Origin of the sequence: Klebsiella sp. YJ, assembly GCF_002108615.1 — a bacterium.
GTDB classification, from domain to species: Bacteria; Pseudomonadota; Gammaproteobacteria; order Enterobacterales; family Enterobacteriaceae; genus Klebsiella; species Klebsiella planticola.
The window spans coordinates 1-22,974 of sequence record NZ_MTEG01000008.1 but is presented as its reverse complement, the minus strand read 5'-3'; the positions used below and the strand labels follow the sequence as shown (position 1 = coordinate 22,974).

Here is a 22,974-nt window from a genome sequence, read left to right as displayed (position 1 = left end):
GTTAATTACGCGCAAACAGGTGTGATGCAGCAGAGCCAAAACAGCGAATACGCGCCGTAAGGCCCGAGGCTTCTCGAATGGTTCGTTCTAACTCGCGCATAAACTCCGCCATGACTTCTGGCGTACGCTCGCTTGTCAGACGATAAAAAAGTTCGGCATATACCGGATGTCCGCATCCGGGTTTCACCTCAACATAGATGATATGAACATTTTCCGACTCCGCCGCGAGAATGCCGGTGCAGAGCGCACTGCAGGCACGCGTTAAACCGTGGAGGTCAGTCAACCTGCCAGCATGTTGTTGAGAAATATAAAACGTCAGATTCGGCATGTTATAAACTCGCCTCCCATCAGGCTTGAGCTGGATTCGTCAACTGCGGTGTCAGCGGCGCATAGAGGCAGGCGCCGGGCATGTCAGCTAACTGCGCGGCAATTTCCCGCGTCACCACATAGGCAATGCGCCGGGCGGGCATTTTTTCTAGCCCTGACGCCTGCATCTGCAGCGCCGGGTATCCCAGCCCCTCAATAAAGCTCAATGGCTGGGTGCTGAGCAGTAGGATTTCACCACTGGCTACCGCGGGAGCGGTGCCTTTACACTCATACAAGTTACGGTGCCAGTCGGTGATGTGATTTTGCCAGCGTGAAAAATTACCGCCCCCTTTCAGCTGGTACTCCTCACTGGTAAGCACCTCTGCGTACTTCACCGTATGAATGGCGAGATACCGGGGGCCGCCCGGCTTCAGGGCCTTAAAACGCTGGGAAGAGCTAAACCCGGTGACCGAGATAAGCGCAGGCAGCTTTTCCAGGCTGTAAAACGCATTCCACTCCTGCTCGCTTTCAGGGTCGGTATAGTTGCACTCCACGGTATAGAACATCGGTTCACCTCTGCATGAATAAAACGCAGGGCCTGCATGGCCTTGCTTAGTGACTTTTAGTCATGCTATATGCTGTTAATTCGCCAATGAATCGATATTAATTCAAGTATTAGTGACATTATGTCACTAGCGACTCACATCCCCGTCGAATAAGGCAATTTTAATGCGCAGAAAAATTCCCAGCAGTGCTTCACTTCAGGCGTTTGAGGCCGCTGCCAGGCACGGTAATTTTGCCCGTGCTGCCGCGGAGCTATCGCTGACGGAAGGCGCCATCAGTAGACAGATTGCCCGCCTGGAGACTCTGCTCGGGTGCAGACTGTTTGACCGTGCGGGAACCCGGGTCAAGCTTAATCCGGTGGGTTCACGCTATGCCCATCACGTGCGGGAAATGCTCGAGCGCTTAGAGCGGGATACTCAGTACGTGATGGGCATGCCTGAGGGCAGCAGAAGTCTGGAAATTGCTGTCCTGCCAACGTTTTGCAGTCGCTGGTTAATTCCCCGGCTCAGCAGCTTCCAGTCTTTATACCCGGACATCACATTGAATATCGCGGCGAGAACCGATCCTTTCATTCTCACCGGGAGCGGATTTGACGCGGCGATTCATTTCGAGCATCCCGCATGGGCAGGTATGCGCACGCAGGTTCTGTTTGAGGAGAAACTGGTGCCGGTTTGTCGTCCTGACCTGTTAAGCGACAGGAATATCTTTGAACAGTTGAATACACTGCCCCGCATTCACCGGCGGCAGAACCCAGAGGCCTGGCTGCATTATGCCGGGCAAAGTGGGATAGTCCTTGATAACCCGGCACAGGGAGTCCGCTATGATCTGCATGAAATGGCGATAGCTGCCGTACTGGCGGGACAAGGTGTGGCCATGGTGCCGCGCATATACGTAGAAAAAGAGTTAAACCAGGGATTGCTTGTTGCGCCCTGGCCGGACGCCGAACAACTGAGCAAGACATTTTGTTTGGTTAAACCGGTGGAAACAGGAATAAATGAACCCGCTCTGCAAGATTTTGAGCGCTGGTTGCAGGCGGAACCGATGCGCGTGACATGACATAGCGGTTGTCTGCTTTCTGCCAAAAGCGGTAAATAAGCATTACAAGAATCTGCTGCAGTTTAATATTTATAATCCATAAAAGAGCTGTATATGATTAAATATATTGTGTCATTTTCAATTATGATTATGCTGGTCATTATTTTTTTGTTCAGTCGGTTATCTGATTTCGAGCTTGCCGGATACGGGCAGCTGCGTACCCTATCTTTTACGCATCATCAGGATCTCCTCCAGGGTACATTAATTCTGCCGCCAGATAAGGTATATCCTCCGTTCGTGCTTTTAATTCATGGCGACGGGCCTCAGGATCGCTGGTCAGACGGCGGATATATTCCTCTGGTTAACTTCCTTGTATCACAGGGAATAGCTGTTTTTTCATGGGATAAACCGGGCGTTGGTGAAAGTACCGGAAACTGGCTGGCGCAGACGATGTCAGATCGCGCCAGGGAGGCCGTTCTGGCGTTACAAAAATTAAGAGAGCAACCAGAACTGAAAGAAAGTCGCGGAGGTTATCTTGGTTTCTCACAAGCTGGTTGGGTCGTACCCCAGGCAAGCCAATTAACAACAACTGACTTTATTGTGCTGATAGGTCCAGCGATAAACTGGCGGAATCAGGGCATTTACTATACCGAGCAACGGCTTAAAGCCGAGGGTCGCTCCATGTCTGCTCTTCTGGATGCGAAAAAACATGAAGCCGCAGTTTTTGACAGGCAGTTTACAGAAGAAGCGGCTAATCGCCCCTGCAACACCCCATGTACGCGACAGGACTTCGAGCGCAGGAATTCCCGGGCTGATGCGACGAAAGAGATTTCAGGTATAGATACTCCGGTATTCATTCTCATGGGAAAAGATGACCGGAATGTAGATCCTGATGAAACAGTCGCAGTCTGGCGCAAAGCACTACCGGTGGGTACAGCGCGTTGTATCAGGCAGTTGCCGGGGGCAACTCACGGGCTTTTACGCAGCGAATGGTTTGATTATCAACTTGCCTCTCAGTGGCCTTTGTGGAAACAGGGATTGTTTCTGCTGACCGGGCAACACGCCTATTCGCCCGGGGCACTTAATTCTGTCTCATCATGGATCCTTAAGCAGCAATGTGGGAACTGAACTGCCTTCTTACTACCTGCCGAAAGCCAAACAGGGAGTCACAAAAAAAAGCCCCCTGTTTCATAAAACCCGGTGCGTTCATCAAGTCGTGGTCTACCGTTAGAGTTAACCTGACCAGCCATTGTGGATAGCTGTTTTTGTTCAGGAGACACGTCTTCGCTCCTGGCCGTTATCAGTTCTACAATCGCGACGGGAAGCCACTGTACGTAGGGCAAGTATTCGCCGCCGTGCCAATCAACTGCGGCATACTTACGCATGCCAGGTGTTGTCAGCCGGTGCGAACCCTGCTTTTATAGCGAATCAAATCGGGCATTTATCCACGCAGAAATGCTTTTTCACGTATATTCTGCCGGGATAAATGCCCTTGCTAACGATCGGGTTCGTGGCGGAATCAGCGCTCTGGCGGTTATACCAATGCCCATCGTGCCCATGAAGGTAAAAGACAGGTAGTTAACTTTTTGATTTTTAGGTGAGATTTGATGAAAAAGCTGTTTGTGCAGTTTTACCTTCTGCTGTTCGTCTGCTTCCTGGTGATGACCATGCTGGTAGGGCTGGTGTATAAATTCACCGCCGAACGTGCGGGCCGGCAGTCGCTGGACGATCTGATGAAAAGCTCGCTGTATCTGATGCGTAGCGAGCTGCGGGAAATCCCACCGCGCGACTGGAGCAAAACGCTAAAGGAGCTGGATCTTAATCTGTCGTTCGATCTGCATATTGAGCCGCTGAGTAAATTTAAGCTCTCGGAAAACTCGATGCAGCATCTGCGCGCCGGGGATATTGTCGCCCTCGATGATGAATACACCTTTATTCAACGCATCCCGCGGAGCCACTACGTTCTGTCGGTAGGCCCCGTCCCCTATCTCTACTTCCTCCACGAGATGCGTTTGCTGGATGTCGCCCTGATGGCTTTCATCGCCATTTCGCTGGCCTTTCCCGTGTTTATCTGGATGCGCCCCCACTGGCAGGATATGTTGCGTCTTGAGACCGCGGCACAACGCTTTGGCGAGGGGCATTTTACCGAACGCATTCATTTCGACAGTATGTCCAGCTTCGAACGCCTGGGCGTCGCCTTTAACCAGATGGCCGACAATATCAACGCGCTCATCGCCAGCAAGAAGCTGCTGATCGACGGAATTGCCCACGAACTGCGTACTCCGCTGGTGCGCCTGCGCTATCGTCTGGAGATGAGTGAAAACCTGACCGAAGCGGAATCTCAGGCGCTGAACCGCGATATTGGTCAGTTGGAAGCCTTAATCGAGGAGCTGTTGACCTACGCCCGCCTGGACCGACCGCAGAATGAACTGCATCTGACAACACCTGATTTTCCCGCCTGGATAGCGGCGCACGTTGAAGAGATTCAAATGGTTAACCCCCAACGTGATGTGACGTTACAGGAAGTGGTGGCCGGGGATTACGGCGCGCTTGATATGCGTCTGATGGAACGCGTGCTGGATAATCTCGTCAATAACGCTTTGCGCTACAGCAACCGGCAAATTCAGGTCAGGCTCACGCTACAGGGTTCGCGAGCAACCTTGCAGGTTGAAGATGACGGCCCGGGCATCGACCCGGAGGAGCGCGAACGGGTGTTTGAGCCCTTTGTCCGTCTCGACCCTAGCCGCGACCGGGCCACCGGCGGTTGCGGACTTGGGCTGGCGATTGTCCACAGTATCGCCCAGGCCATGTCCGGCGAGGTAAGCTGCGGCGCCAGCTCTCTGGGCGGCGCTCGTTTTTGTTTCAGCTGGCCAATCTATCATCAGCTGCCCAATTTGAGCGCTGCCTGACCCACTTGCGCAGGTGCTGCGGCCTGCGTATAGTTAAAAACCAAACAGTATGTTGTAACTAAGATGGGTGCTATGGCCAGCTACGATCTCGTTGAACGTCTGAATGACACCTTTCGCCAGCTGGAACGCGAGCTACAGATGCTCCAGCAGCGCCTGCGCGCCTGCCGCCTGTTGGCCGCCCGGGTGTTCGAGCTGCCGGCCGTCAGTAAAGAGACGGAACACGACCCGCTGGAGACTATTCAGGTGGTTCAGCACACCGGTCAACCGGCGCTGGAGATGGCGCTGAAACACTACAGCCATCTGTTCATTCAGCAGCAATCAGAAAGCCGCAGCAGTAAAGCTGCAGTCCGCCTCCCCGGCGCCATCTGCCTGCAAACCGATGGCGAGGAACAGGCGGCGTTACTGCAGAGTATTGCCCGCATTAACGCGCTGAAAGCCGCTTTCGAAAAGATTGTCACCGTTGATTCCGGCCTGCCCGCCGCGGCGCGTTTTGAATGGGTCCACCGTCATCTGCCGGGGCTTATCACCCTCAGCGCCTACCGCACCTTAACGGTGCTATGCGACCCGAGCACCCTCCGCTTTGGCTGGGCTAATAAGCACGTGATTAAAAATCTCACTCGTGATCAGGTGCTGCAGCAGCTGGAAAAAAGCCTGCAATCGCCGCGCGCGGTGCCGCCCTGGACGCGTGAGCAGTGGCAAAGCAAGCTGGAGCGAGAATATCAGGATATCGCCGCTCTGCCGCAGCGGGCAAAGCTGAAGATCAAGCGGCCGGTGAAGGTCCAGCCTATCGCACGAGTCTGGTACGCCGGTGAGCAGAAACAGGTGCAGTACGCCTGCCCAGGCCCGCTTATCACGCTGATATCCGGCACTCAGGGGGTGAGCGTGCCGGATATCGGCGAGTTACTGAACTACGATGCGGATAATGTGCAGTATCGCTATAAGCCGCAGGCGCAGTCGCTCAGGCTACTTATCCCGCGGCTGCATCTGTGGCTGGCTAACGAGTAGCCATGCTGCCCACCATCTCTTCCGGACGCACCCAGCTGTCAAATTCCGCCTCCGTCAGATAGCCCAGCGCTAACGCGGAGGCTTTGAGCGTCAGCCCCTCTTTATGCGCCTTTTTGGCAATCTCCGCCGCTTTGTCATAGCCAATATGGGTATTCAGCGCCGTGACCAGCATCAGTGACTCATTGAGCAACTGAGCGATCCGTTCACGGTTCGGTTCAATGCCGGTCGCGCAGTGTTCATTAAAACTCTCCATACCATCCGCCAGCAGGCGCACCGATTGCAGAAAGTTATGAATCACCATCGGACGGTAGACGTTCAGTTCGAAGTTACCGGACGCCCCGCCGATATTGACCGCCACATCATTCCCCATGACCTGACAGCACAGCATCGTCAGCGCTTCGCACTGCGTCGGGTTAACCTTGCCAGGCATAATTGATGAGCCGGGTTCATTTTCCGGAATCGCAATTTCACCAATCCCGCAACGCGGACCGGAAGCCAGCCAGCGCACATCGTTGGCAATCTTCATCAACGAAGCCGCCAGCCCCTTCAGTGCCCCGTGGGCGTGGACCAGCGCATCGCAGGTCGCCAGCGCCTCAAACTTGTTCGGCGCAGTGACGAACGGCTGACCGCTGAGGGCCGCTAGCTCCTCCGCTACCCGTACGGCATATTGCGGATGGGTGTTCAGACCGGTGCCAACGGCCGTACCGCCCAACGCCAGCTCGCTCAGGTGCGGCAGACTCAGCTCCAGATGGCGGAGATTGTGTTCCAGCATCGCTACCCAGCCGGAGAACTCCTGTCCCAGCGTTAACGGCGTCGCATCCTGCAGATGCGTACGGCCAATTTTAACGATGTCGTTGAAGGCAGTAGCTTTGTCGCTCAGCGTCTGTTTCAGCACCCTGAGTCGGGGGATGAGCGCCTCACGCAGGGCGATAATCGCCGCGACATGCATCGCGGTCGGGAAGACATCGTTGGAACTCTGGCTTTTATTAACGTCATCGTTAGGATGAACCTTGCGCTCCATGCCGCGCACGCCGCCCAGCAGTTCACTGGCGCGGTTGGCCAACACCTCGTTCATGTTCATGTTGCTTTGCGTGCCGGAACCGGTCTGCCAGATGGCCAGCGGAAATTCATCGGGATGGTTGCCGGCCAGCACTTCATCGGCGGCTTGAATAATCGCCTCGGCCTTCTCTGCGGTCAGTAACCCCAGATCCTGGTTAACCTTTGCCGCCGCCCGTTTGGTCAGCGCCAGCGCATAAATCAGTTCGCCCGGCATTTTTTCCGTCGAGATGCGGAAATGTTCCAGCGAACGCTGGGTCTGCGCGCCCCATAGCTTATCGGCAGGCACCTCGATAGCGCCCATAGAGTCTCTTTCACTGCGATGCGTTGTCATTACTTTCTCCTTGAATACAAAGTACGTAATTACGACAAAGCTCACCTGCTATAAAGGGTTAAGTATTGGTCAAATTTTTAAGATTATATTGCTCGTTCGTGCCGCTAAACGACATAAAAAAACCGCCCCGGAGGGCGGCTTCGATTATTTCACACAGCGTGTGCACTGCGAGGTCTGGATCTGCTGGAAGAAATCGTTGCCTTTATCATCCACCAGGATGAAGGCCGGGAAATCTTCCACTTCGATTTTCCAGATAGCTTCCATCCCCAGTTCCGGATACGCCACGCACTCCAGGCTGCGGATACTCTGCTGCGCCAGCACCGCCGCCGGGCCGCCAATGCTGCCAAGATAGAATCCGCCGTGTTTGTGGCAGGCGTCGGTCACCTGCTGGCTACGGTTGCCTTTCGCCAGCATCACCATGCTGGCGCCGTGGGACTGCAGCAGATCGACATAAGAGTCCATGCGCCCTGCGGTGGTCGGACCGAGCGAGCCTGAAGCATAGCCATCGGGTGTTTTCGCCGGACCGGCGTAGTAGATCGGGTGATCTTTGACGTACTGCGGCAGCGCTTCGCCGTTATCCAGCAGCTCTTTGAGCTTCGCGTGGGCGATATCGCGCGCCACGATGATGGTGCCGCTGAGCGACAGCCGGGTCGATACCGGGTACTGCGACAGCAGTGCCAGAATCTCGCTCATCGGCTGATTGAGATTAACCTTCACCGCTTCACCTTCACCGGCCTGACGCAACGACTCGGGAATGTATTTGCCCGGGTTGCTTTCCAGCTTCTCCAGCCAGATCCCTTCCCGGTTGATTTTGGCCTTGATATTGCGGTCAGCGGAACAGGAGACGCCCATGCCGACCGGGCAGGAGGCCCCGTGGCGCGGCAGACGCACTACGCGGATGTCGTGGGCGAAGTATTTGCCGCCGAACTGCGCGCCGAGGCCGAGATTCTGCGCTTCCAGCAGCAGCTCTTGCTCCAGTTGAATGTCGCGGAACGCCTGACCGTGTTCGTTACCTTCGGTCGGCAGGCCATCATAATATTTGGTCGATGCCAGCTTCACGGTTTTCAGCGTCGATTCCGCCGAGGTGCCGCCAATCACGAAGGCGATATGGTACGGCGGACAGGCCGCGGTGCCGAGAGTGCGCATCTTCTCAACCAGGTAGCTTTTCAGCTTCGCCGGGGTAATCAGCGCTTTGGTTTCCTGATACAGATAGGTCTTGTTGGCCGAACCGCCGCCCTTGGCGATACAGAGGAATTTGTATTCGTCACCGTCGGTAGCATAAAGATCGATCTGCGCCGGCAGGTTAGTCCCGGTGTTGACCTCTTTATACATATCCAGGGCCGCGTTCTGCGAGTAGCGCAGGTTATCCTGGATATAGGTGTTATAGACCCCCTGCGCCAGCGCCGCTTCATCGCCGCCGCCGGTCCAGACGCGCTGGCCCTTTTTACCGGTGATGATTGCGGTACCGGTATCCTGGCAGGTCGGCAAAATGCCTTTGGCCGCGATATCGGAGTTACGCAGGAACTGCAGGGCGACGTATTTGTCGTTTTCGCTGGCTTCCGGGTCGTTAAGGATATCGGCGACCTGCTGCTGGTGCGCCGGGCGCAACATGAAGGAAGCATCGTGAAAAGCGTGTTGTGCCAGAAGGGTCAGCGCCTGAGGTTCAACCTTCAGGACTTCCTGGCCGGCGAATTCGGCGACAGAGACGTAGTCACGACTGAGGAGATAATACTCGGTGTCATCCTTTTTAAGGGGGAAAGGATCCTGATAAACAAACGGTTTATTCGACATTGTGCTCTCACTTACTGCTGGGCTGATTATATTTCAGGCAGACACTCCATTTGCCTGTAGAAAAGCGAGTCGATCAATTTTACACAAAATTTTAACAAAAACTGAGACAAGGACGACTTTTTCTTTCAGCAGTTGCTTCTCGGCGGTTTGCTGGTTTAATAGAGCGATTATTATCATGTGGAAACAGGGATTGAGAATGCAAAAGCTCATTAACTCAGTGCAGAACTACGCCTGGGGAAGTCACACCGCATTAACGGAACTTTATGGTATCGCCAACCCGGACAACCTGCCAATGGCGGAGCTATGGATGGGCGCGCACCCGAAAAGCAGTTCGCAGATTCTCGATGCCGACGGTCGCCCGCACGCGCTGCGCCAGATCATCGACGGCGACAAGTCCGCGCTGCTCGGCGACAAGGTTGCACAGCGTTTTGGCGAGCTGCCGTTCCTGTTTAAAGTGCTCTGCGCCGCCCAGCCGCTCTCCATTCAGGTTCATCCGAACAAGCAGGCCTCAGAAATTGGCTTTGCCAAAGAGAACGCCGCCGGCATTCCGCTGGATGCCGCTGAACGTAATTATAAAGATCCTAACCACAAGCCGGAGCTGGTCTTTGCGCTGACGCCATTCCTGGCGATGAACGCGTTCCGCGAATTTAACGAGATTGCCGCCCTGCTGCAGCCGGTTGTCAGCGCGCACCCGGCCATCGGTGAATTTCTCAGCCAGCCGGATGCTGAACATTTAAGCCAGCTGTTCGCCGGCCTGCTCAATATGCAAGGTGAAGAAAAAGCGCAGGCTCTGCGTGTGCTGCAAACCGCGCTGGATAACCAACAGGGCGAACCGTGGCAGACCATCCGCCTGATCGCCGAATTCTATCCCGACGACAGCGGCCTGTTCTCTCCGCTGCTGCTTAACGTGGTGAAGCTGAATCCAGGCGAAGCGATGTTCCTGTTCGCCGAAACGCCGCATGCCTACCTGCAGGGCGTGGCGCTGGAGGTGATGGCCAACTCGGATAACGTGCTGCGTGCCGGCCTGACGCCGAAGTACATCGATATCCCGGAGCTGGTTGCCAACGTGAAGTTCGTTGCCAAACCGGCAGGCGAGCTGCTGACTCAGCCGGTGAAACATGCCGCGGAGCTGGATTTCCCGATTCCGGTCGATGATTTCGCCTTCTCCCTGCACGATCTTTCGGCACAGCAATCCACCCTCGACCAGCAGAGCGCGGCCATCATTTTCTGCGTGGAAGGCGAAGCGGTTCTGCGTAAAGGTGAACAGCATCTGACCCTGAAAGCCGGTGAGTCGGCCTTTATTGGCTGTAACGAGTCGCCGGTTGCGGTCAGCGGCAGCGGTCGTCTGGCGCGCGTTTTTAATAAGCTCAAGTAAGTTACTGAACTTTTTAGCCGCGCTTGCTAGACTTTCCCTCATCATGACAACATGACCAGGCGGCTCGATCCGCCTGGTTTTATTTATGGACAAATGCTATGAAGAAATCGCTGGTCGCAGCAGGAATTATCGTGGCGCTGGGCGTCATCTGGACAGGTGGTGCCTGGTACACAGGGAAACAGCTGGAAAGTCACCTCGCCGAGGTGGTGCAACAGGCCAATGCGCAGCTACAGAGCAGCGCGCCGGAAGCGGGCGTCGAGCTGTCATGGCAAAACTACCAGCGCGGCGTGTTCAGTAGCCACCTGCAGCTGGTAGTGAAGCCGGTTGCCGGTAAAGAGAACAGCTGGCTTGCCGACGGGCAGTCACTGGTGTTTGATGAAGCGGTCGATCACGGCCCCTTCCCGGCAGCAGCGCTGAAATCCGGCCAGCTTGCCCCGGCGATGGCGTCCGTCAGAACCACGCTGGTTAATAACGACGCCAGCAAAGGGCTGTTTGATATCGCCAAAGGCGAATCCCCGTTTACTATCAATACCCGCATTGCCTACAGCGGCGACAGCCGGTCGGCTATCGATCTAAAACCACTCGACTACGCGAAAGGCGATGAGAAAGTCACCTTCAGCGGCGGTCAGTTCCAGCTCGATGCGGATGCGGAAGGCAAATCCGTGAGTCTGAGCGGTGAAGCGAGCAGCGGCCAGATCAACGCGCTCAATGAATACAACCAGAAAGTCCAGCTGAACTTCAATAATCTGAAAACCGACGGCGCCACCGAGATGACCAGCTTTAATGAGCGCATCGGTAAGCAAAAAATCTCCCTGGAGAAGCTGTCGATTGGCGTTGAAGGGAAAGAGCTGGCCCTGCTGGAAGGGATGAACATCGATGGCCAGTCTTCGCTGACTGAAGACGGTAAAGGGATTAACAGCCAGCTGGACTACACCGTCAACAGCCTGAAGCTGCAAAACCAGGATATCGGCAGCGGTAAACTGACCATCAAGCTGGCGAATCTTGATGGCCAGGCCTGGCATCAGTTCAGCCAGCAGTACAATGCCGAAGCTCAGGCGCTGATGGCGAAGCCGGAGCTGACGCAGAATCCTGAGCTGTATCAGCAGGCGCTGACGGAAACCTTCTTTAAAGCGCTACCGATTTTACTGAAGGGCAACCCGTCTCTGACTATCGCCCCGCTGAGCTGGCGCAATGCCAAAGGGGAAAGCACCTTCAATATGTCTGTTTTGCTGAAAGACCCTGCGCTGACCACCGCTGAGCCGCAAACCCTGGCGGATGAAGTGGATCGCAGCGTCAAGTCGCTCGACAGCAAGCTGGTGATTCCGGTCGATATGGCCACCGCATTTATGACTCAGATTGCCGGTCTCGAAGGTTACCAGCCGGAAGATGCGGCGAAACTGGCAGACCAGCAGGTGAAAGGTCTCGCCGCCATGGGACAGATGTTCCGCATTACCGCGATGGAAGACAACGCGATCACCTCCAGTCTGCAATACGCCGAAGGTCAGGTCACCCTGAACGGGCAGAAAATGCCGCTGGATGAGTTCGCGGGAATGTTTGGCTTTACTCTGCCGGCAGCCCCTGGCGCCGAACCGCAGGAAACCCTGCCTGAAGAAGTGGCGCCGCCGGTCGCGCCGCAGCAGTAATCTCGCGATTAGCCCCTTTCGAGGGGCTATTTTCGGGTCACCAGCCGCGGGGGCATAATTTGATTTCTCGCGCTCATCTGCCCCTTCTCCAGACGCCGTAGAATACATTCCGCCAGGCTCTGGCCCATCTCGCGCGCAGGCGTGGTGACCCAGGTCAACGGCACATCATCCAGCGCGCTTTCCGGGACTTCGGCAAACGCCGCCAGCGCCACGCGCTGTTCAAAATAGCTCTCCACGCTGTCTTCACCGCTCTGACGTCCCGCCCGCATCAGGCCGAACCAGGCGCCGGTGGCAATCACGTTGTTGTAACACAGCACGGCGGTAATGGTCGGATTGTGCCGCAGCAGCGAGGCCATTGCTTCGGCCGCTAGCTTTTGGCTCGATTCGCACTCCACGACCCATTCGCTGTGAAACGGCAGCCCGTACTTCAGCAGCGTCGCGCAGTATCCGCCTACCCGCTCCGCACGCGTCAACGAAGCGCTTTGTCCGCCGAGCCAGGCGATGCGCTGGTGCCCGCGGCGGATCAGGTGCTCGGTGACGATCTGCGCGGCCTGCATATTATCCGGACGGATAAGATCGATATCATCGAGATAGCTGGCGCGGGAGGCAAACACCAACGGCATGCCGACCTCCGCTGCGCGATCGCGCAGTTCGCTGCCTTTATCGATAGCGCCGGCGATAATCACCCCATCTACGCCCTGCGAAATCAGGGTTTCAAAGCGTTGACGCATTTTTTCTCCACCGTCGCCGCCCTGGGTGAGAAAGACCATTTTCCCCTCGGCCTCAAGCGCGTCGGTCAGTCCGGCGGTAAGCTCCGCGTAAAAGGGTTTGGAGAGGTCGCTCACGATAAGACCAATCACCCCGCTCTGCCCGCCGCGCAGTGAAGCCGCCTGGCGGTTACGCACAAAACCCAGCTGTTCAATCGCCTGATTGACGCGCTCGCCGGTAGCCGACGATATCCGGCCTTTGCCGCTCAGCACCAGTGAAACCGTACTCACCGACACCCCTGCCACCTGCGCAACGTCGTTAATGGTGATCTTTTTTGCGATAGCCATAACTGCAACCGTCTCCCTGTGGCGGTCGATAAAACGTTTTATCAATGAGTTACCTTTATAAACGTTATCTTCGCCTGATTATGTGATTTTTATCGCACTAAAAAGTGATAAAACGTTTTATCTTGCCGTAGCGTTACACCCTACCCATAACTTAAAAAATCAGGATTCGTGTTAATGACGGCAAAAACGACACCAAAAATTACCTTGTGGGAGTTTTTCCAGCAGTTAGGAAAAACGTTTATGTTGCCCGTGGCGTTGCTTTCTTTTTGCGGGATCATGCTCGGGATCGGCAGCTCTTTAAGCAGTCATGATGTGCTCACCCTGCTGCCGTGGCTCGATATTCCGCTGCTGCAGGCCGTGTTTGTCTGGATGAGCAAAGTCGGCTCCTTTGCCTTTAGCTTCCTGCCGGTCATGTTCTGTATCGCGATTCCGCTGGGGCTGGCGCGCGAAAATAAAGGCGTGGCGGCTTTCGCCGGCTTCGTTGGCTATGCGGTCATGAACCTGGCGGTGAACTTCTGGCTCACCGCGAAAGGAATTCTGCCCACGACCGATGCGGCGGTGCTGAAAGCCAACAATATCCAGAACATCATCGGTATTCAGTCGATCGATACCGGGATTCTGGGGGCGGTGATCGCCGGGATCATTGTCTGGATGCTGCACGAGCGTTTTCATAATATCCGCCTGCCTGACGCATTAGCTTTCTTTGGCGGCACGCGTTTTGTGCCGATTATCACCACCGTGGTGCTCGGGCTGGTCGGCCTGGTTATCCCCCTCGTCTGGCCGGTCTTTGCCATGGGGATTAACGCCCTCGGTCACGTGATTAACAGCGCCGGCGACTTCGGACCGATGATCTTCGGTACCGGCGAACGTTTGCTGCTGCCGTTCGGTCTGCACCACATTCTGGTGGCCCTGATTCGCTTTACCGAAGCGGGCGGAACCCTGGATGTGTGCGGTCATACCGTTAGCGGCGCGCTGACTATCTTCCAGGCGCAGCTGAGCTGCCCGGAAACTCACGGCTTCTCAGAAAGTGCCACCCGCTTCCTGTCGCAGGGTAAAATGCCGGCATTCCTCGGCGGCCTGCCGGGGGCGGCGCTGGCGATGTACCACTGCGCGCGTCCGGAAAACCGTCATAAAATTAAAGGCCTGCTGATCTCCGGCGTGATTGCCTGCGTCGTCGGCGGCACCACGGAACCGCTGGAGTTCCTGTTCCTGTTCGTCGCCCCGGTACTGTATGTTATTCACGCCCTGCTGACCGGCCTCGGCTTCACCATCATGGCGGTGCTGGGCGTCACTATCGGCAACACCGACGGGAACGTCATTGACTTCGTGGTCTTCGGCATCCTGCACGGCCTGTCAACCAAGTGGTATCTGGTACCGGTGGTTGCCGCTATCTGGTTTGCGGTGTATTACGGCATCTTCCGCTTCGCCATTACCCGCTTTAACCTGAAAACGCCGGGCCGCGATATCGAAACCCAGACCGCCTTTGACAAAGCCGTGAGCGGCGTCACCGGTAAATCCGGTTACAACGTACCGGCCATTCTGGCCGCGCTGGGTGGGGCCGACAATATCGTTTCCCTGGATAACTGCATTACCCGCCTGCGGTTGTCGGTGCACGACATGAGTAAAGTGGATAGCGCCGCGCTGAAAGCCAACCGCGCCATCGGCGTAGTACAGCTGAATCAGCATAACCTGCAGGTGGTTATCGGCCCTCAGGTTCAGTCGGTGAAAGATGAAATGAGCGTACTGATGAATACCGTCCAGGCATAAACGCCCGCCCCCTCCTGACCCGGAGGGGGCTTTGATAAAGGAAGTGTCAATGTTTGATTTTGCAACGCCTGTCGATCGCCACGGCACCTGGTGTACGCAATGGGACTACGTAGCCGACCGCTTCGGTGCCGCCGACCTGCTCCCCTTTACTATCTCCGATATGGATTTCGCCACCGCCCCCTGCATTCTTGATGCCGTCAGTCGGCGCCTGGCGCACGGCGTGTTCGGTTACAGCCGCTGGAAAAACGATGAGTTTCTGGGCGCGGTCGCCCACTGGTACGCCAGCCGTTTTCAGTGCCCCGTTAACCGCGATGCAATCGTGTATGGCCCGTCGGTCATTTACATGGTGGCGGAGATGATTCGCCAGTGGTCTGACGAAGGCGATGGTGTGGTGGTCCATACGCCGGCCTATGACGCTTTTTATAAAACCATTGCCGGAAACCGCCGTCGCGTTGCGCCGGTCCCGCTGACGCATCGGGATAATCAGTGGCATTGCGATATGGCGCAGCTTGAACGCACGCTGGCGAAGCCGCGCAACACGCTGCTGCTGCTGTGCAGCCCGCATAACCCGACCGGGAGAGTGTGGAGCCGCGAAGAGCTTGAAACCATGGCCCTGCTGTGCGAAAAGCACGGCGTGAAGGTCATCAGCGATGAGATTCATATGGATATGGTCTGGGGTGAGCATCGTCATACGCCGTGGTGCGACGTCGCTCGCGGGCCGTGGGCGCTGTTCACCTCCGGCTCGAAAAGCTTCAATATTCCCGCGTTTACCGGGGCTTACGGCCTGATTGACGATGCCGCATCCCGCGAAGCTTATCTCACGGCTCTGAAGAGTCGCGATGGACTCTCTTCCCCCTCCGTGCCGGCGCTGGTCGCCCATATTGCCGCCTACCGTGAAGGCGCCCCGTGGCTCGATGCGCTACGGGCCTATTTGCAGGATAACATGCGCTATATTGCTCAGGCGCTCAATCAGGCCTTCCCGCAGCTGAACTGGCAGCCGCCGCAGGCCACCTATCTCGCCTGGATCGATCTGCGCCCGCTCGGCGTGGACGACCGCGCGCTGCAAAAAACGCTCATTGAGGTACAGAAGGTCGCCATTATGCCCGGGTATACCTACGGCGAAGAAGGCGTGGGTTTTGTGCGCCTCAATGCCGGCTGTCCCCGGGAGAAACTGGAAAGAGGCGTCAACGGATTGATTGCCGCCCTGCGTGCTTTAGCATAGCCACACCGCGGCGTTCAGCACGGCGTCAGCCGTGTTAAACGCTGCGGGCAAGCCTGCACAGCTCCCCGGCTCACAAATCGTCCCGCCGCCGGAAGGCCAGATAACCGGCCCCAAGGGTAAATCCCCCGACGAGCAGCACCAGCAGGATAAACCCGTGATGATTGGTCGAAAGCGGAATCCCCCCGACGTTCATGCCGAAGAACCCCGCCACAATATTGATCGGTAACGCCAGCACGGTAATGACCGTCAAGGTATATAGCGTGCGGTTGCTTTTTTCCATTTGCCGGGCGCTGATCTCCTCCTGCAGCAGGCTGATACGCTCGGTCAGCCCGGAGAGGTCGTTGAGCACTACGGTAAACTCCTCGGTGAACTGGCGAAACTCCTGAACTACGGAGCGGTCGATCCACGCCGGAGGCCGGTTGAGGAGCCGAAACATGGCTGCCGGTTCGGGAGCCAACAGCCGCTGAAAGCGCAGGAGCATCCGCCGCAGGCGCGCCAGATCGGCGCGGTTACGCTGGACATGGTTACTGAGCAGCCGCTCTTCGATGGCATCAACGTGGCGGCTTGCCTGGCGCACCACCTGTTCCAGCACCTCCTCCTGCTCTTCGAGCAAAAAGGCCAACAGCGCGGTGGAGGATGTCACGTTCAATGTCGCCAGCCGTGGCAACATCCATTCAATAAAGCGCAGCGGTTTATAGCGGGCCGTTACCACCAGCTTCTGACTGCAGTACAGCCACAGCGTCGATGTTTCTGCGGTGGTCTCTTTAGGATGAAAAATGACGTCGTTCAGCACGGCAAACAAATTGTCGCCCTGCCGCTCAATGCGGGTGGTGTGAGAACCGTCGCGGATCTCCTCAAAGAAAAAATCGGCAACGGGGAAATGGTTCATCAGCCACTTCTCGGCGGTTGCGTGGTTGAGATTAAGATGCAGCCAGACGAAATCATTTTCACCGTCCAGCTCGTGAAAGCGGGAGCACACTTGCTGGGAGGTGATTTGCAGCGGCTGATGCCCTTCACGAAAAAGAAAACCGTACACCAGCCCAGAGACTTCCATATCAAAATCGGGCTTTAACATCTTTCCTGCGACATCTTGACTCATATATCCCTCAGGATTTTATTGCATGCTGTTCGGACCCGAATAAAGTCATCTTTCGCTATTTTTCAGAGCCTGGCAAGGTTAATGATTTGTTCATCAAACGGAAACCTGGCTGACATCTGCGTTTTATAAGTTCAGCGCTGTCACCCGTAATAATTTACCCTGTCTGACGTTTAGAGGAAGGTTCCTGATGAGCGATAACAGCAGCTCGCAACGCGTTGCGCCGGGCCTTAGCCCGCAAATCATCCAGTCAAAGATTTACCAAAAGAACAGTAAAAAAACTGTTCTTTTTTTTGTCTTTTTATTAGCTATCGGCATCGCATTTTCCGGCGTGAGCTTATTTAACGATGTCGCCCGTTCAGGAACGGTATATACCAGCTACCTGCCTTTTCTTTTATTAGGACTGGCTTTATTGATTGCACTCGGCTTTGAATTTGTTAACGGCTTCCATGATACCGCCAACGCCGTGGCCACCGTCATCTATACCCATTCTCTGCCGCCCACCGTCGCGGTCATGTGGTCCGGCTTTTTTAATTTCCTCGGCGTTTTGCTCTCCAGCGGCGTGGTGGCCTTCGGTATCATCTCATTACTCCCGGTCGAACTCATTCTGCAGGCCGGTACCGGCAACGGGTTTGCCATGGTGTATGCCCTGCTGTTTTCAGCCATTATCTGGAACCTGGGGACCTGGTGGTTCGGCCTGCCGTCCTCTTCGTCGCACACGCTGATCGGCTCGATCATTGGCGTTGGCGTTTCCAACGCGCTGATCCACGGACGCAACGGCACCAGCGGCGTCGACTGGGGCCAGGCGGTCAATGTCGGATATTCCCTGCTGCTCTCGCCGGTGGTCGGTTTTGTCTGCGCCGCCGTCCTGCTGCTGCTGTTAAAGCGCTTCGTCAAAAACAGACAGCTCTACGCCGCACCGAAAAATGACGCGCCGCCGCCGCTGTGGATCCGTAGTCTGCTGATCCTCACCTGTACCGGCGTTTCGTTTGCCCACGGCTCCAACGACGGGCAAAAGGGAATGGGGCTAATTATGCTGATTCTGGTGGGGACCATGCCCATCGCCTATGCGCTCAACCGCACTCTGCCGCCGGAACAGGCACCGCGGGTCGCGGCGCTGGCCGAAGTCACCGAAAACAGGCTGCTCCAACAATTCCCGGGGAACCTCCCCAGCGATCCTCGTGAAGTGTTGACCCAGTATGTGCGCGACAGCCAGCTGACGCCGGACGTATTACCGGCGCTGGCGCATCTTTCCGGCATTATTGGCGACCAGATTCGCCAGTACGGTTCGGTAGATAAGATCCCGGCCCAGGCGGTATCCAACACCCGTAACGATATGTATCTGGCGTCGGAAACGATCAAGCATTTGAAGAACAACCCCGATGTCCAACTGCCGCGGGAGACGTCCCAGAACCTCGATGCGCTGAAAAAAGAGCTCGATAACGCCACCCGTTTCATTCCGTTCTGGGTCAAAGTGGCCGTCGCTCTGGCGCTCGGGCTGGGCACCATGGTCGGCTGGCGGCGTATTGTCGTCACCATTGGTGAGAAGATCGGCAAAACGCACCTGACCTACGCTCAGGGCGCCAGCGCGGAACTGGTGGCGATGAGCACCATCGGCGCCGCCGATGCCTTTGGTCTTCCCGTCTCCACCACCCACGTCCTCTCTTCCGGTATCGCCGGAACCATGGCGGCAAATCGCTCAGGACTGCAGTTTTCTACCGTGCGTAATCTGCTGATGGCATGGGTACTCACACTGCCCGCCTCGGTGATACTCTCCGCGGTGCTGTACTGGATGTTCGCGAAAGTATCCTAGCCCGCGGCGCGGAATAGCCCGTAAGTCCCCCGTCGCCATGAAGGGGGACTTACGGGTAAAAACAGGCATGATTTTGATAAAGCTCAAAAAAATTCACCGGTAAAAGGTGTATTAAAAAAAGCCGCTAACCATCCCGTTCAGATATTTGATAAGAGGAGGAAACCATGAAAACTTACGATCGTAACCGTAACGCTATCTCAACAGGCAGCATGGTTATGGTGGCAGGAAATGGCGTGACGGGCGTTATTAAGGCCATCCACGGCGAAGGTAAAACGGCGGAACAATTACGCCGCGCGGACTGCGTGGAAATAGAAGGCTGCGAAGGACTATATTGCCCGATGAGCCTTATTCGGCTGGGCTTTCATTAATTGCCTCCCGACGATGACTCATCGACCTGCGCAAAGAGAATAAAAGAGAATAAAGGCCGCTACGCGGCCTTTATTTTTGTGGCCGGATCGATTCATATTGATCCCATCGAGCGTTTTCTCGCTATAAGCGGCGTATTATCCCGCCTTCTTGCACCCCGCCTGGGGTCATTTACCTTCTGAGTTCAGAGGCATCTTTCATGACATGGCAACAGTTCAAACAGGCCTACCTGATTAAATTCTGGGCGCCGGCCCCCGCGGTTATCGCAGCCGGTATTCTCTCCACCTATTATTTCGGTATTACCGGCACGTTCTGGGCCGTGACCGGGGAATTTACCCGCTGGGGCGGGCAGTTATTGCAACTTGCCGGCGTTCATACCGAGCAGTGGGGTTATTTCAAACTGATTCATCTCGAAGGGACGCCGTTAACCCGCATTGACGGCATGATGATTATCGGTATGTTTGGCGGCTGTTTCGCCGCCGCGCTGTGGGCAAACAATATCAAATTACGCCTGCCACGCAGCCGGATCCGTATTATTCAGGCCGTGGCGGGCGGGATCATTGCCGGCTTTGGCGCACGCCTGGCGATGGGCTGCAACCTGGCAGCCTTTTTTACCGGTATTCCTCAGTTTTCCCTCCACGCCTGGTTCTTTGCTATCGCGACGGCGATCGGAACCTGGTTTGGCGCGCGCTTTACGCTGCTGCCCCTGTTCCGTATCCCGGTCAGGATACAAAAAGTTTCGGCGGCCTCGCCGCTAACGCAAAAACCGGCGCAGGCGCGGCGTCGTTTTCGCGCAGGGATGCTGGTGTTCTTCGCCATGATCGCCTGGGGATTACTGACCGCGCTCAATCAGCCTAAACTGGGACTGGCGATGCTGTTCGGGGTCGGTTTTGGTCTGCTGATTGAACGTGCGCAGATCTGCTTTACTTCGGCGTTCCGCGATATGTGGATCACCGGACGCACCTATATGGCCAAAGCGATTATCTTCGGGATGGCGGCGAGCGCGATTGGCATTTTCAGCTATGTGCAGCTGGGCATGGAGCCCAAAATCATGTGGGCTGGCCCGAATGCGGTCATCGGCGGCCTGCTGTTTGGTTTCGGTATTGTGCTGGCCGGCGGCTGTGAAACCGGCTGGATGTACCGCGCCGTTGAAGGTCAGGTCCACTACTGGTGGGTAGGGCTGGGCAACGTCATTGGTTCGACGATTCTGGCCTATTTCTGGGATGATTTATCCCCAACGCTGGCTACCAACTGGGATAAAGTCAATCTGCTGGCCACCTTCGGACCGTTTGGCGGCCTGCTGGTGACCTATCTGCTATTATTTATCGCGCTGATGCTGGTCATTGCCTGGGAGAAACATTTTTTCCAGCAGAAATCCGCCGCCATGGCCAATGTTAAGGAAACCGCATGAAAACTATCGTTCCCGATTATCGTCTCGACATGGTAGGCGAACCCTGTCCCTACCCGGCCGTTGCCACCCTGGAAGCGATGCCTTCGCTTAAGAAAGGGGAGATTCTGGAAGTGGTCAGCGATTGTCCCCAGTCGATTAATAACATTCCGCAGGACGCCCGCAACTACGGTTATACGGTGCTGGATATTCAACAAGACGGGCCAACTATCCGCTATTTGATCCAGAAGTAATCCCTGGCGCCCAGGCCGGTGACGCACTCCCGCCGCCGGCCTGATGCCATACCGATTACCAGCCTTTTACCGCATCGCCTTTGTACAGCTCCGCTGCGGCAGCGGCGACTTCATCACTTTGATACGCTTTCACCAGGTTTTTCACCTTTGCACTGTCTTTGTTATCAATCCGGCTGGCGAAGATATTGACGTAGGGTGAATTTTTATCTTCGATGAAAAGCCCGTTACGGGTAGGCGAGAGCCCTACCTGACTGGAAAATGTCGTATTAATCACGGCAAGCGCAATTTGCCGATCGTCAAGCGCGCGAGTTAACTGCGGCGCCTCAATCTCGACGATTTTCAGCTTCTTCGGGTTGTTCACAATATCTAATGACGTTGGCAGCAGCCCCACCCCATCTTTAAGGGTAATCAGTCCCTGCTTTTGCAGCAAAAGCAGGGAACGTCCGAGGTTGGTCGGGTCGTTTGGCACGGCTACCTGAGCCCCTTCAGGTAGCTCATTAATGGCGTGTATTTTCTTCGAGTAGGCGGCGATCGGATAGACGAATGTCGTTCCTACCGCAACCAGCTTGTAACCGCGCTCCTGGATCTGTTTATCCAGGTACGGTTTGTGCTGGAAAGCGTTGATATCCAGATCGCCATTATTCAGCGCTTCATTTGGCAAAACGAAATCGTTAAAGGTGACGACTTCGACATCAAGGTTATATTTCTCTTTCGCCACCTTCTGCGCCACCGCCCATACCTGCTGATCGACCCCCGCACTGATACCCACTTTGATATGGTTCGGGTCCTGCCCGGCGGGGCCACAGGCGGCAAGCAGCGAGGTGCTGGCGACAAGCAATGAAACAGCAAACTTCTTCAGCGTGAAAACCATAATCCCAGAGTCCTTTTTAAAATAGCCTGCCGCTCATAGCAGGAAAATTAGCGTCTGAGACTATAGAAAATATCATTGACGATATTAAAGACTGATTCACTATGATTTATAGCGATTGGCTATGAGCCCGTCTCATGGTTAAGGATGGCGAGGAGTCGCCTGGCGCAGCAGGCGCGATATTATGGATTAAGTCACTGGTAAAAAAGGCTAATGCAGATTAAAATTTCAGGCGGAGGTCACGGATTTCCATGCAAGATAATACCAACGAACCCGGGTAGAACAGTGTTGCATCCGCTGCGCGGGCGCGGGTATGCGCAACAGGCGATGGTAATGCCAGCGCCGCGAGGCTGACGCATGAATATTAAACCCGGTAGGCAGCAATATTTCCGATGTCTTCCCTTTCTCGTTACTGTTCTCATTTATTGAGCCATTGACATTCGGGTTCGTTGCCAGCGATTGCGCGCTATTGAGCCTGGGTTATCACGACTGCAGGTTTACAGGTCATTGAGAATGCACACCAACACGCTTTCCATGCGTTTCAGGTATATCAATACGTTGATCGTGATTCTGACCACGGCGATCTTCATCGGTTTCATCATCCGTGAATACCGCGATCTGGAAAGATATATGAGCTACGTGGTTGAAAATGGGAAATCTGCACTCTCCCATGCGGAATACATCAATCAGAATATGGCGTTTCAGCTTTCCAGAGCTTTTTCTGCTGCCCCCTCATCGTCAGACGAGCAAAGGATTCAGCGGGACGACATTTGCGCACATCTTGAATCGGTGAATGGCGTACTGGGATTAAACCTTACCAGGCAGACATTTCATGGTTTAAACGGGACCTTGCAAACCCGGAATCCGGACTGTCGTAGCTGGGTCAGGGATGTTCCATCGCTTTCGGTTATTCAAAACGATCGCCACCTCCCGGCGTCAAAATATACTTTCTCCAGCTATCGCGGGTATATTTTCAACAACCTCAGGTATTATATCGATCTGGATAATGACTATATTTACATTAAGGAAGGTGCGAACAAGTTCCTGATATGAGATCATCATATTCATCCGGAGCGCATCCCAGAGGGACATCATGAGCCATCAACTCACCTTCGCCGATAGTGAATT

20 protein-coding genes and 1 pseudogene are annotated in these 22,974 nt (G+C 55.4%); 14 read left to right on the top strand and 7 right to left on the bottom strand.

The features are described from left to right. Position 1 precedes the first annotated feature (1 nt). Entirely contained in the window at positions 2-328 is a 327-nt protein-coding gene (locus tag BV390_RS10290; protein WP_032699701.1) for a hypothetical protein, read from the bottom strand. 19 nt (positions 329-347) lie between these two features. Beyond that, the gene (locus tag BV390_RS10285; protein ID WP_085396884.1) at positions 348-872 is read right to left on the bottom strand and encodes a DUF4286 family protein; all 525 of its coding nucleotides are present in this window, start codon (positions 870-872) and stop codon (positions 348-350) included. A gap of 163 nt (positions 873-1,035) precedes the next feature. On the opposite strand from BV390_RS10285, the gene BV390_RS10280 reads away from it, so the two are divergent. From BV390_RS10280 to tus, 5 genes and pseudogenes are all read left to right on the top strand, one after another. Continuing rightward, positions 1,036-1,926 carry a LysR substrate-binding domain-containing protein gene (locus tag BV390_RS10280; RefSeq protein ID WP_032696056.1) on the top strand — a complete coding sequence of 297 codons (891 nt, stop codon included), beginning with the start codon at positions 1,036-1,038 and terminating at the stop codon, positions 1,924-1,926. 93 nt (positions 1,927-2,019) lie between these two features. Continuing rightward, positions 2,020-3,033, top strand: a complete 1,014-nt coding sequence (locus BV390_RS10275; RefSeq protein WP_085396883.1) for an alpha/beta hydrolase family protein — start codon at positions 2,020-2,022, stop codon at positions 3,031-3,033. A gap of 193 nt (positions 3,034-3,226) precedes the next feature. Further along, positions 3,227-3,376 (top strand): annotated as a pseudogene (locus BV390_RS31800) (site-specific integrase); the annotation flags it as partial. 136 nt (positions 3,377-3,512) lie between these two features. Continuing rightward, positions 3,513-4,814 (top strand): two-component system sensor histidine kinase RstB, encoded by a 1,302-nt coding sequence (gene rstB / locus BV390_RS10265; RefSeq protein WP_032687437.1) that lies wholly within the window; start codon positions 3,513-3,515, stop codon positions 4,812-4,814. A gap of 72 nt (positions 4,815-4,886) precedes the next feature. Next, a complete protein-coding gene (tus, locus tag BV390_RS10260; RefSeq protein ID WP_032699696.1) occupies positions 4,887-5,819 on the top strand; it encodes a DNA replication terminus site-binding protein in 933 nt (310 codons plus the stop codon). On the opposite strand, the gene fumC is transcribed toward tus, so the two are convergent. Both fumC and fumA read right to left on the bottom strand, forming a co-directional pair. After that, positions 5,809-7,209, bottom strand: a complete 1,401-nt coding sequence (fumC, locus tag BV390_RS10255; RefSeq protein ID WP_032687436.1) for a class II fumarate hydratase — start codon at positions 7,207-7,209, stop codon at positions 5,809-5,811. The genes tus and fumC overlap by 11 nt on opposite strands. A 144-nt stretch (positions 7,210-7,353) precedes the next feature. Next, positions 7,354-9,000 (bottom strand): class I fumarate hydratase FumA, encoded by a 1,647-nt coding sequence (gene fumA, locus BV390_RS10250; RefSeq protein WP_032687435.1) that lies wholly within the window; start codon positions 8,998-9,000, stop codon positions 7,354-7,356. Positions 9,001-9,196: 196 nt separating this feature from the next. Here fumA and manA point away from each other — a divergent pair, with 196 nt between their 5' ends. Both manA and BV390_RS10240 read left to right on the top strand, forming a co-directional pair. After that, positions 9,197-10,375 carry a mannose-6-phosphate isomerase gene (gene manA, locus BV390_RS10245; RefSeq protein WP_085396881.1) on the top strand — a complete coding sequence of 393 codons (1,179 nt, stop codon included), beginning with the start codon at positions 9,197-9,199 and terminating at the stop codon, positions 10,373-10,375. Positions 10,376-10,473: 98 nt separating this feature from the next. Continuing rightward, positions 10,474-12,018, top strand: a complete 1,545-nt coding sequence (locus BV390_RS10240; RefSeq protein WP_085396880.1) for a YdgA family protein — start codon at positions 10,474-10,476, stop codon at positions 12,016-12,018. Between the two features lie 26 nt (positions 12,019-12,044). Here the strand turns inward: BV390_RS10240 and BV390_RS10235 are convergent, their stop codons facing one another. Beyond that, a complete protein-coding gene (locus tag BV390_RS10235) occupies positions 12,045-13,073 on the bottom strand; it encodes a Mal regulon transcriptional regulator MalI (RefSeq protein ID WP_032687430.1) in 1,029 nt (342 codons plus the stop codon). Positions 13,074-13,247: 174 nt separating this feature from the next. Between BV390_RS10235 and malX the strand changes: the two genes are divergently transcribed. Beyond that, positions 13,248-14,840 carry a maltose/glucose-specific PTS transporter subunit IIBC gene (gene malX / locus BV390_RS10230; protein ID WP_032687429.1) on the top strand — a complete coding sequence of 531 codons (1,593 nt, stop codon included), beginning with the start codon at positions 13,248-13,250 and terminating at the stop codon, positions 14,838-14,840. A gap of 49 nt (positions 14,841-14,889) precedes the next feature. Continuing rightward, on the top strand, positions 14,890-16,062 hold the full coding sequence (locus tag BV390_RS10225; RefSeq protein ID WP_085396879.1) for a MalY/PatB family protein: 1,173 nt from the start codon (positions 14,890-14,892) through the stop codon (positions 16,060-16,062). A 70-nt stretch (positions 16,063-16,132) separates the two neighbouring features. On the opposite strand, the gene BV390_RS10220 is transcribed toward BV390_RS10225, so the two are convergent. After that, positions 16,133-17,161 carry a CorA family divalent cation transporter gene (locus BV390_RS10220; protein ID WP_032687427.1) on the bottom strand — a complete coding sequence of 343 codons (1,029 nt, stop codon included), beginning with the start codon at positions 17,159-17,161 and terminating at the stop codon, positions 16,133-16,135. A gap of 187 nt (positions 17,162-17,348) precedes the next feature. On the opposite strand from BV390_RS10220, the gene BV390_RS10215 reads away from it, so the two are divergent. The 4 genes from BV390_RS10215 (at position 17,349) to yedF (ending at position 20,978) form a co-directional block, all read left to right on the top strand. Beyond that, complete coding sequence (locus BV390_RS10215) at positions 17,349-18,971, top strand: inorganic phosphate transporter (protein WP_032687426.1); 1,623 nt, start codon at positions 17,349-17,351, stop codon at positions 18,969-18,971. A 164-nt stretch (positions 18,972-19,135) separates the two neighbouring features. Continuing rightward, positions 19,136-19,339, top strand: a complete 204-nt coding sequence (gene ydfZ / locus BV390_RS10210) for a putative selenium delivery protein YdfZ (protein WP_004862611.1) — start codon at positions 19,136-19,138, stop codon at positions 19,337-19,339. 197 nt (positions 19,340-19,536) lie between these two features. Next, positions 19,537-20,748, top strand: a complete 1,212-nt coding sequence (gene yedE, locus BV390_RS10205; RefSeq protein WP_085396878.1) for a selenium metabolism membrane protein YedE/FdhT — start codon at positions 19,537-19,539, stop codon at positions 20,746-20,748. Beyond that, positions 20,745-20,978 (top strand): sulfurtransferase-like selenium metabolism protein YedF, encoded by a 234-nt coding sequence (yedF, locus tag BV390_RS10200; RefSeq protein ID WP_032687424.1) that lies wholly within the window; start codon positions 20,745-20,747, stop codon positions 20,976-20,978. The genes yedE and yedF overlap by 4 nt, the downstream gene beginning before the upstream one ends. A gap of 55 nt (positions 20,979-21,033) precedes the next feature. Here yedF and metQ read toward each other — a convergent pair whose 3' ends face one another. Further along, positions 21,034-21,849, bottom strand: coding sequence for a methionine ABC transporter substrate-binding lipoprotein MetQ (metQ, locus tag BV390_RS10195; RefSeq protein ID WP_032696049.1), 816 nt, complete (start codon positions 21,847-21,849; stop codon positions 21,034-21,036). 510 nt (positions 21,850-22,359) lie between these two features. Here metQ and BV390_RS10190 point away from each other — a divergent pair. After that, a complete protein-coding gene (locus tag BV390_RS10190) occupies positions 22,360-22,899 on the top strand; it encodes a GAPES1 domain-containing protein (protein ID WP_085396877.1) in 540 nt (179 codons plus the stop codon). Positions 22,900-22,974: the final 75 nt, after the last annotated feature.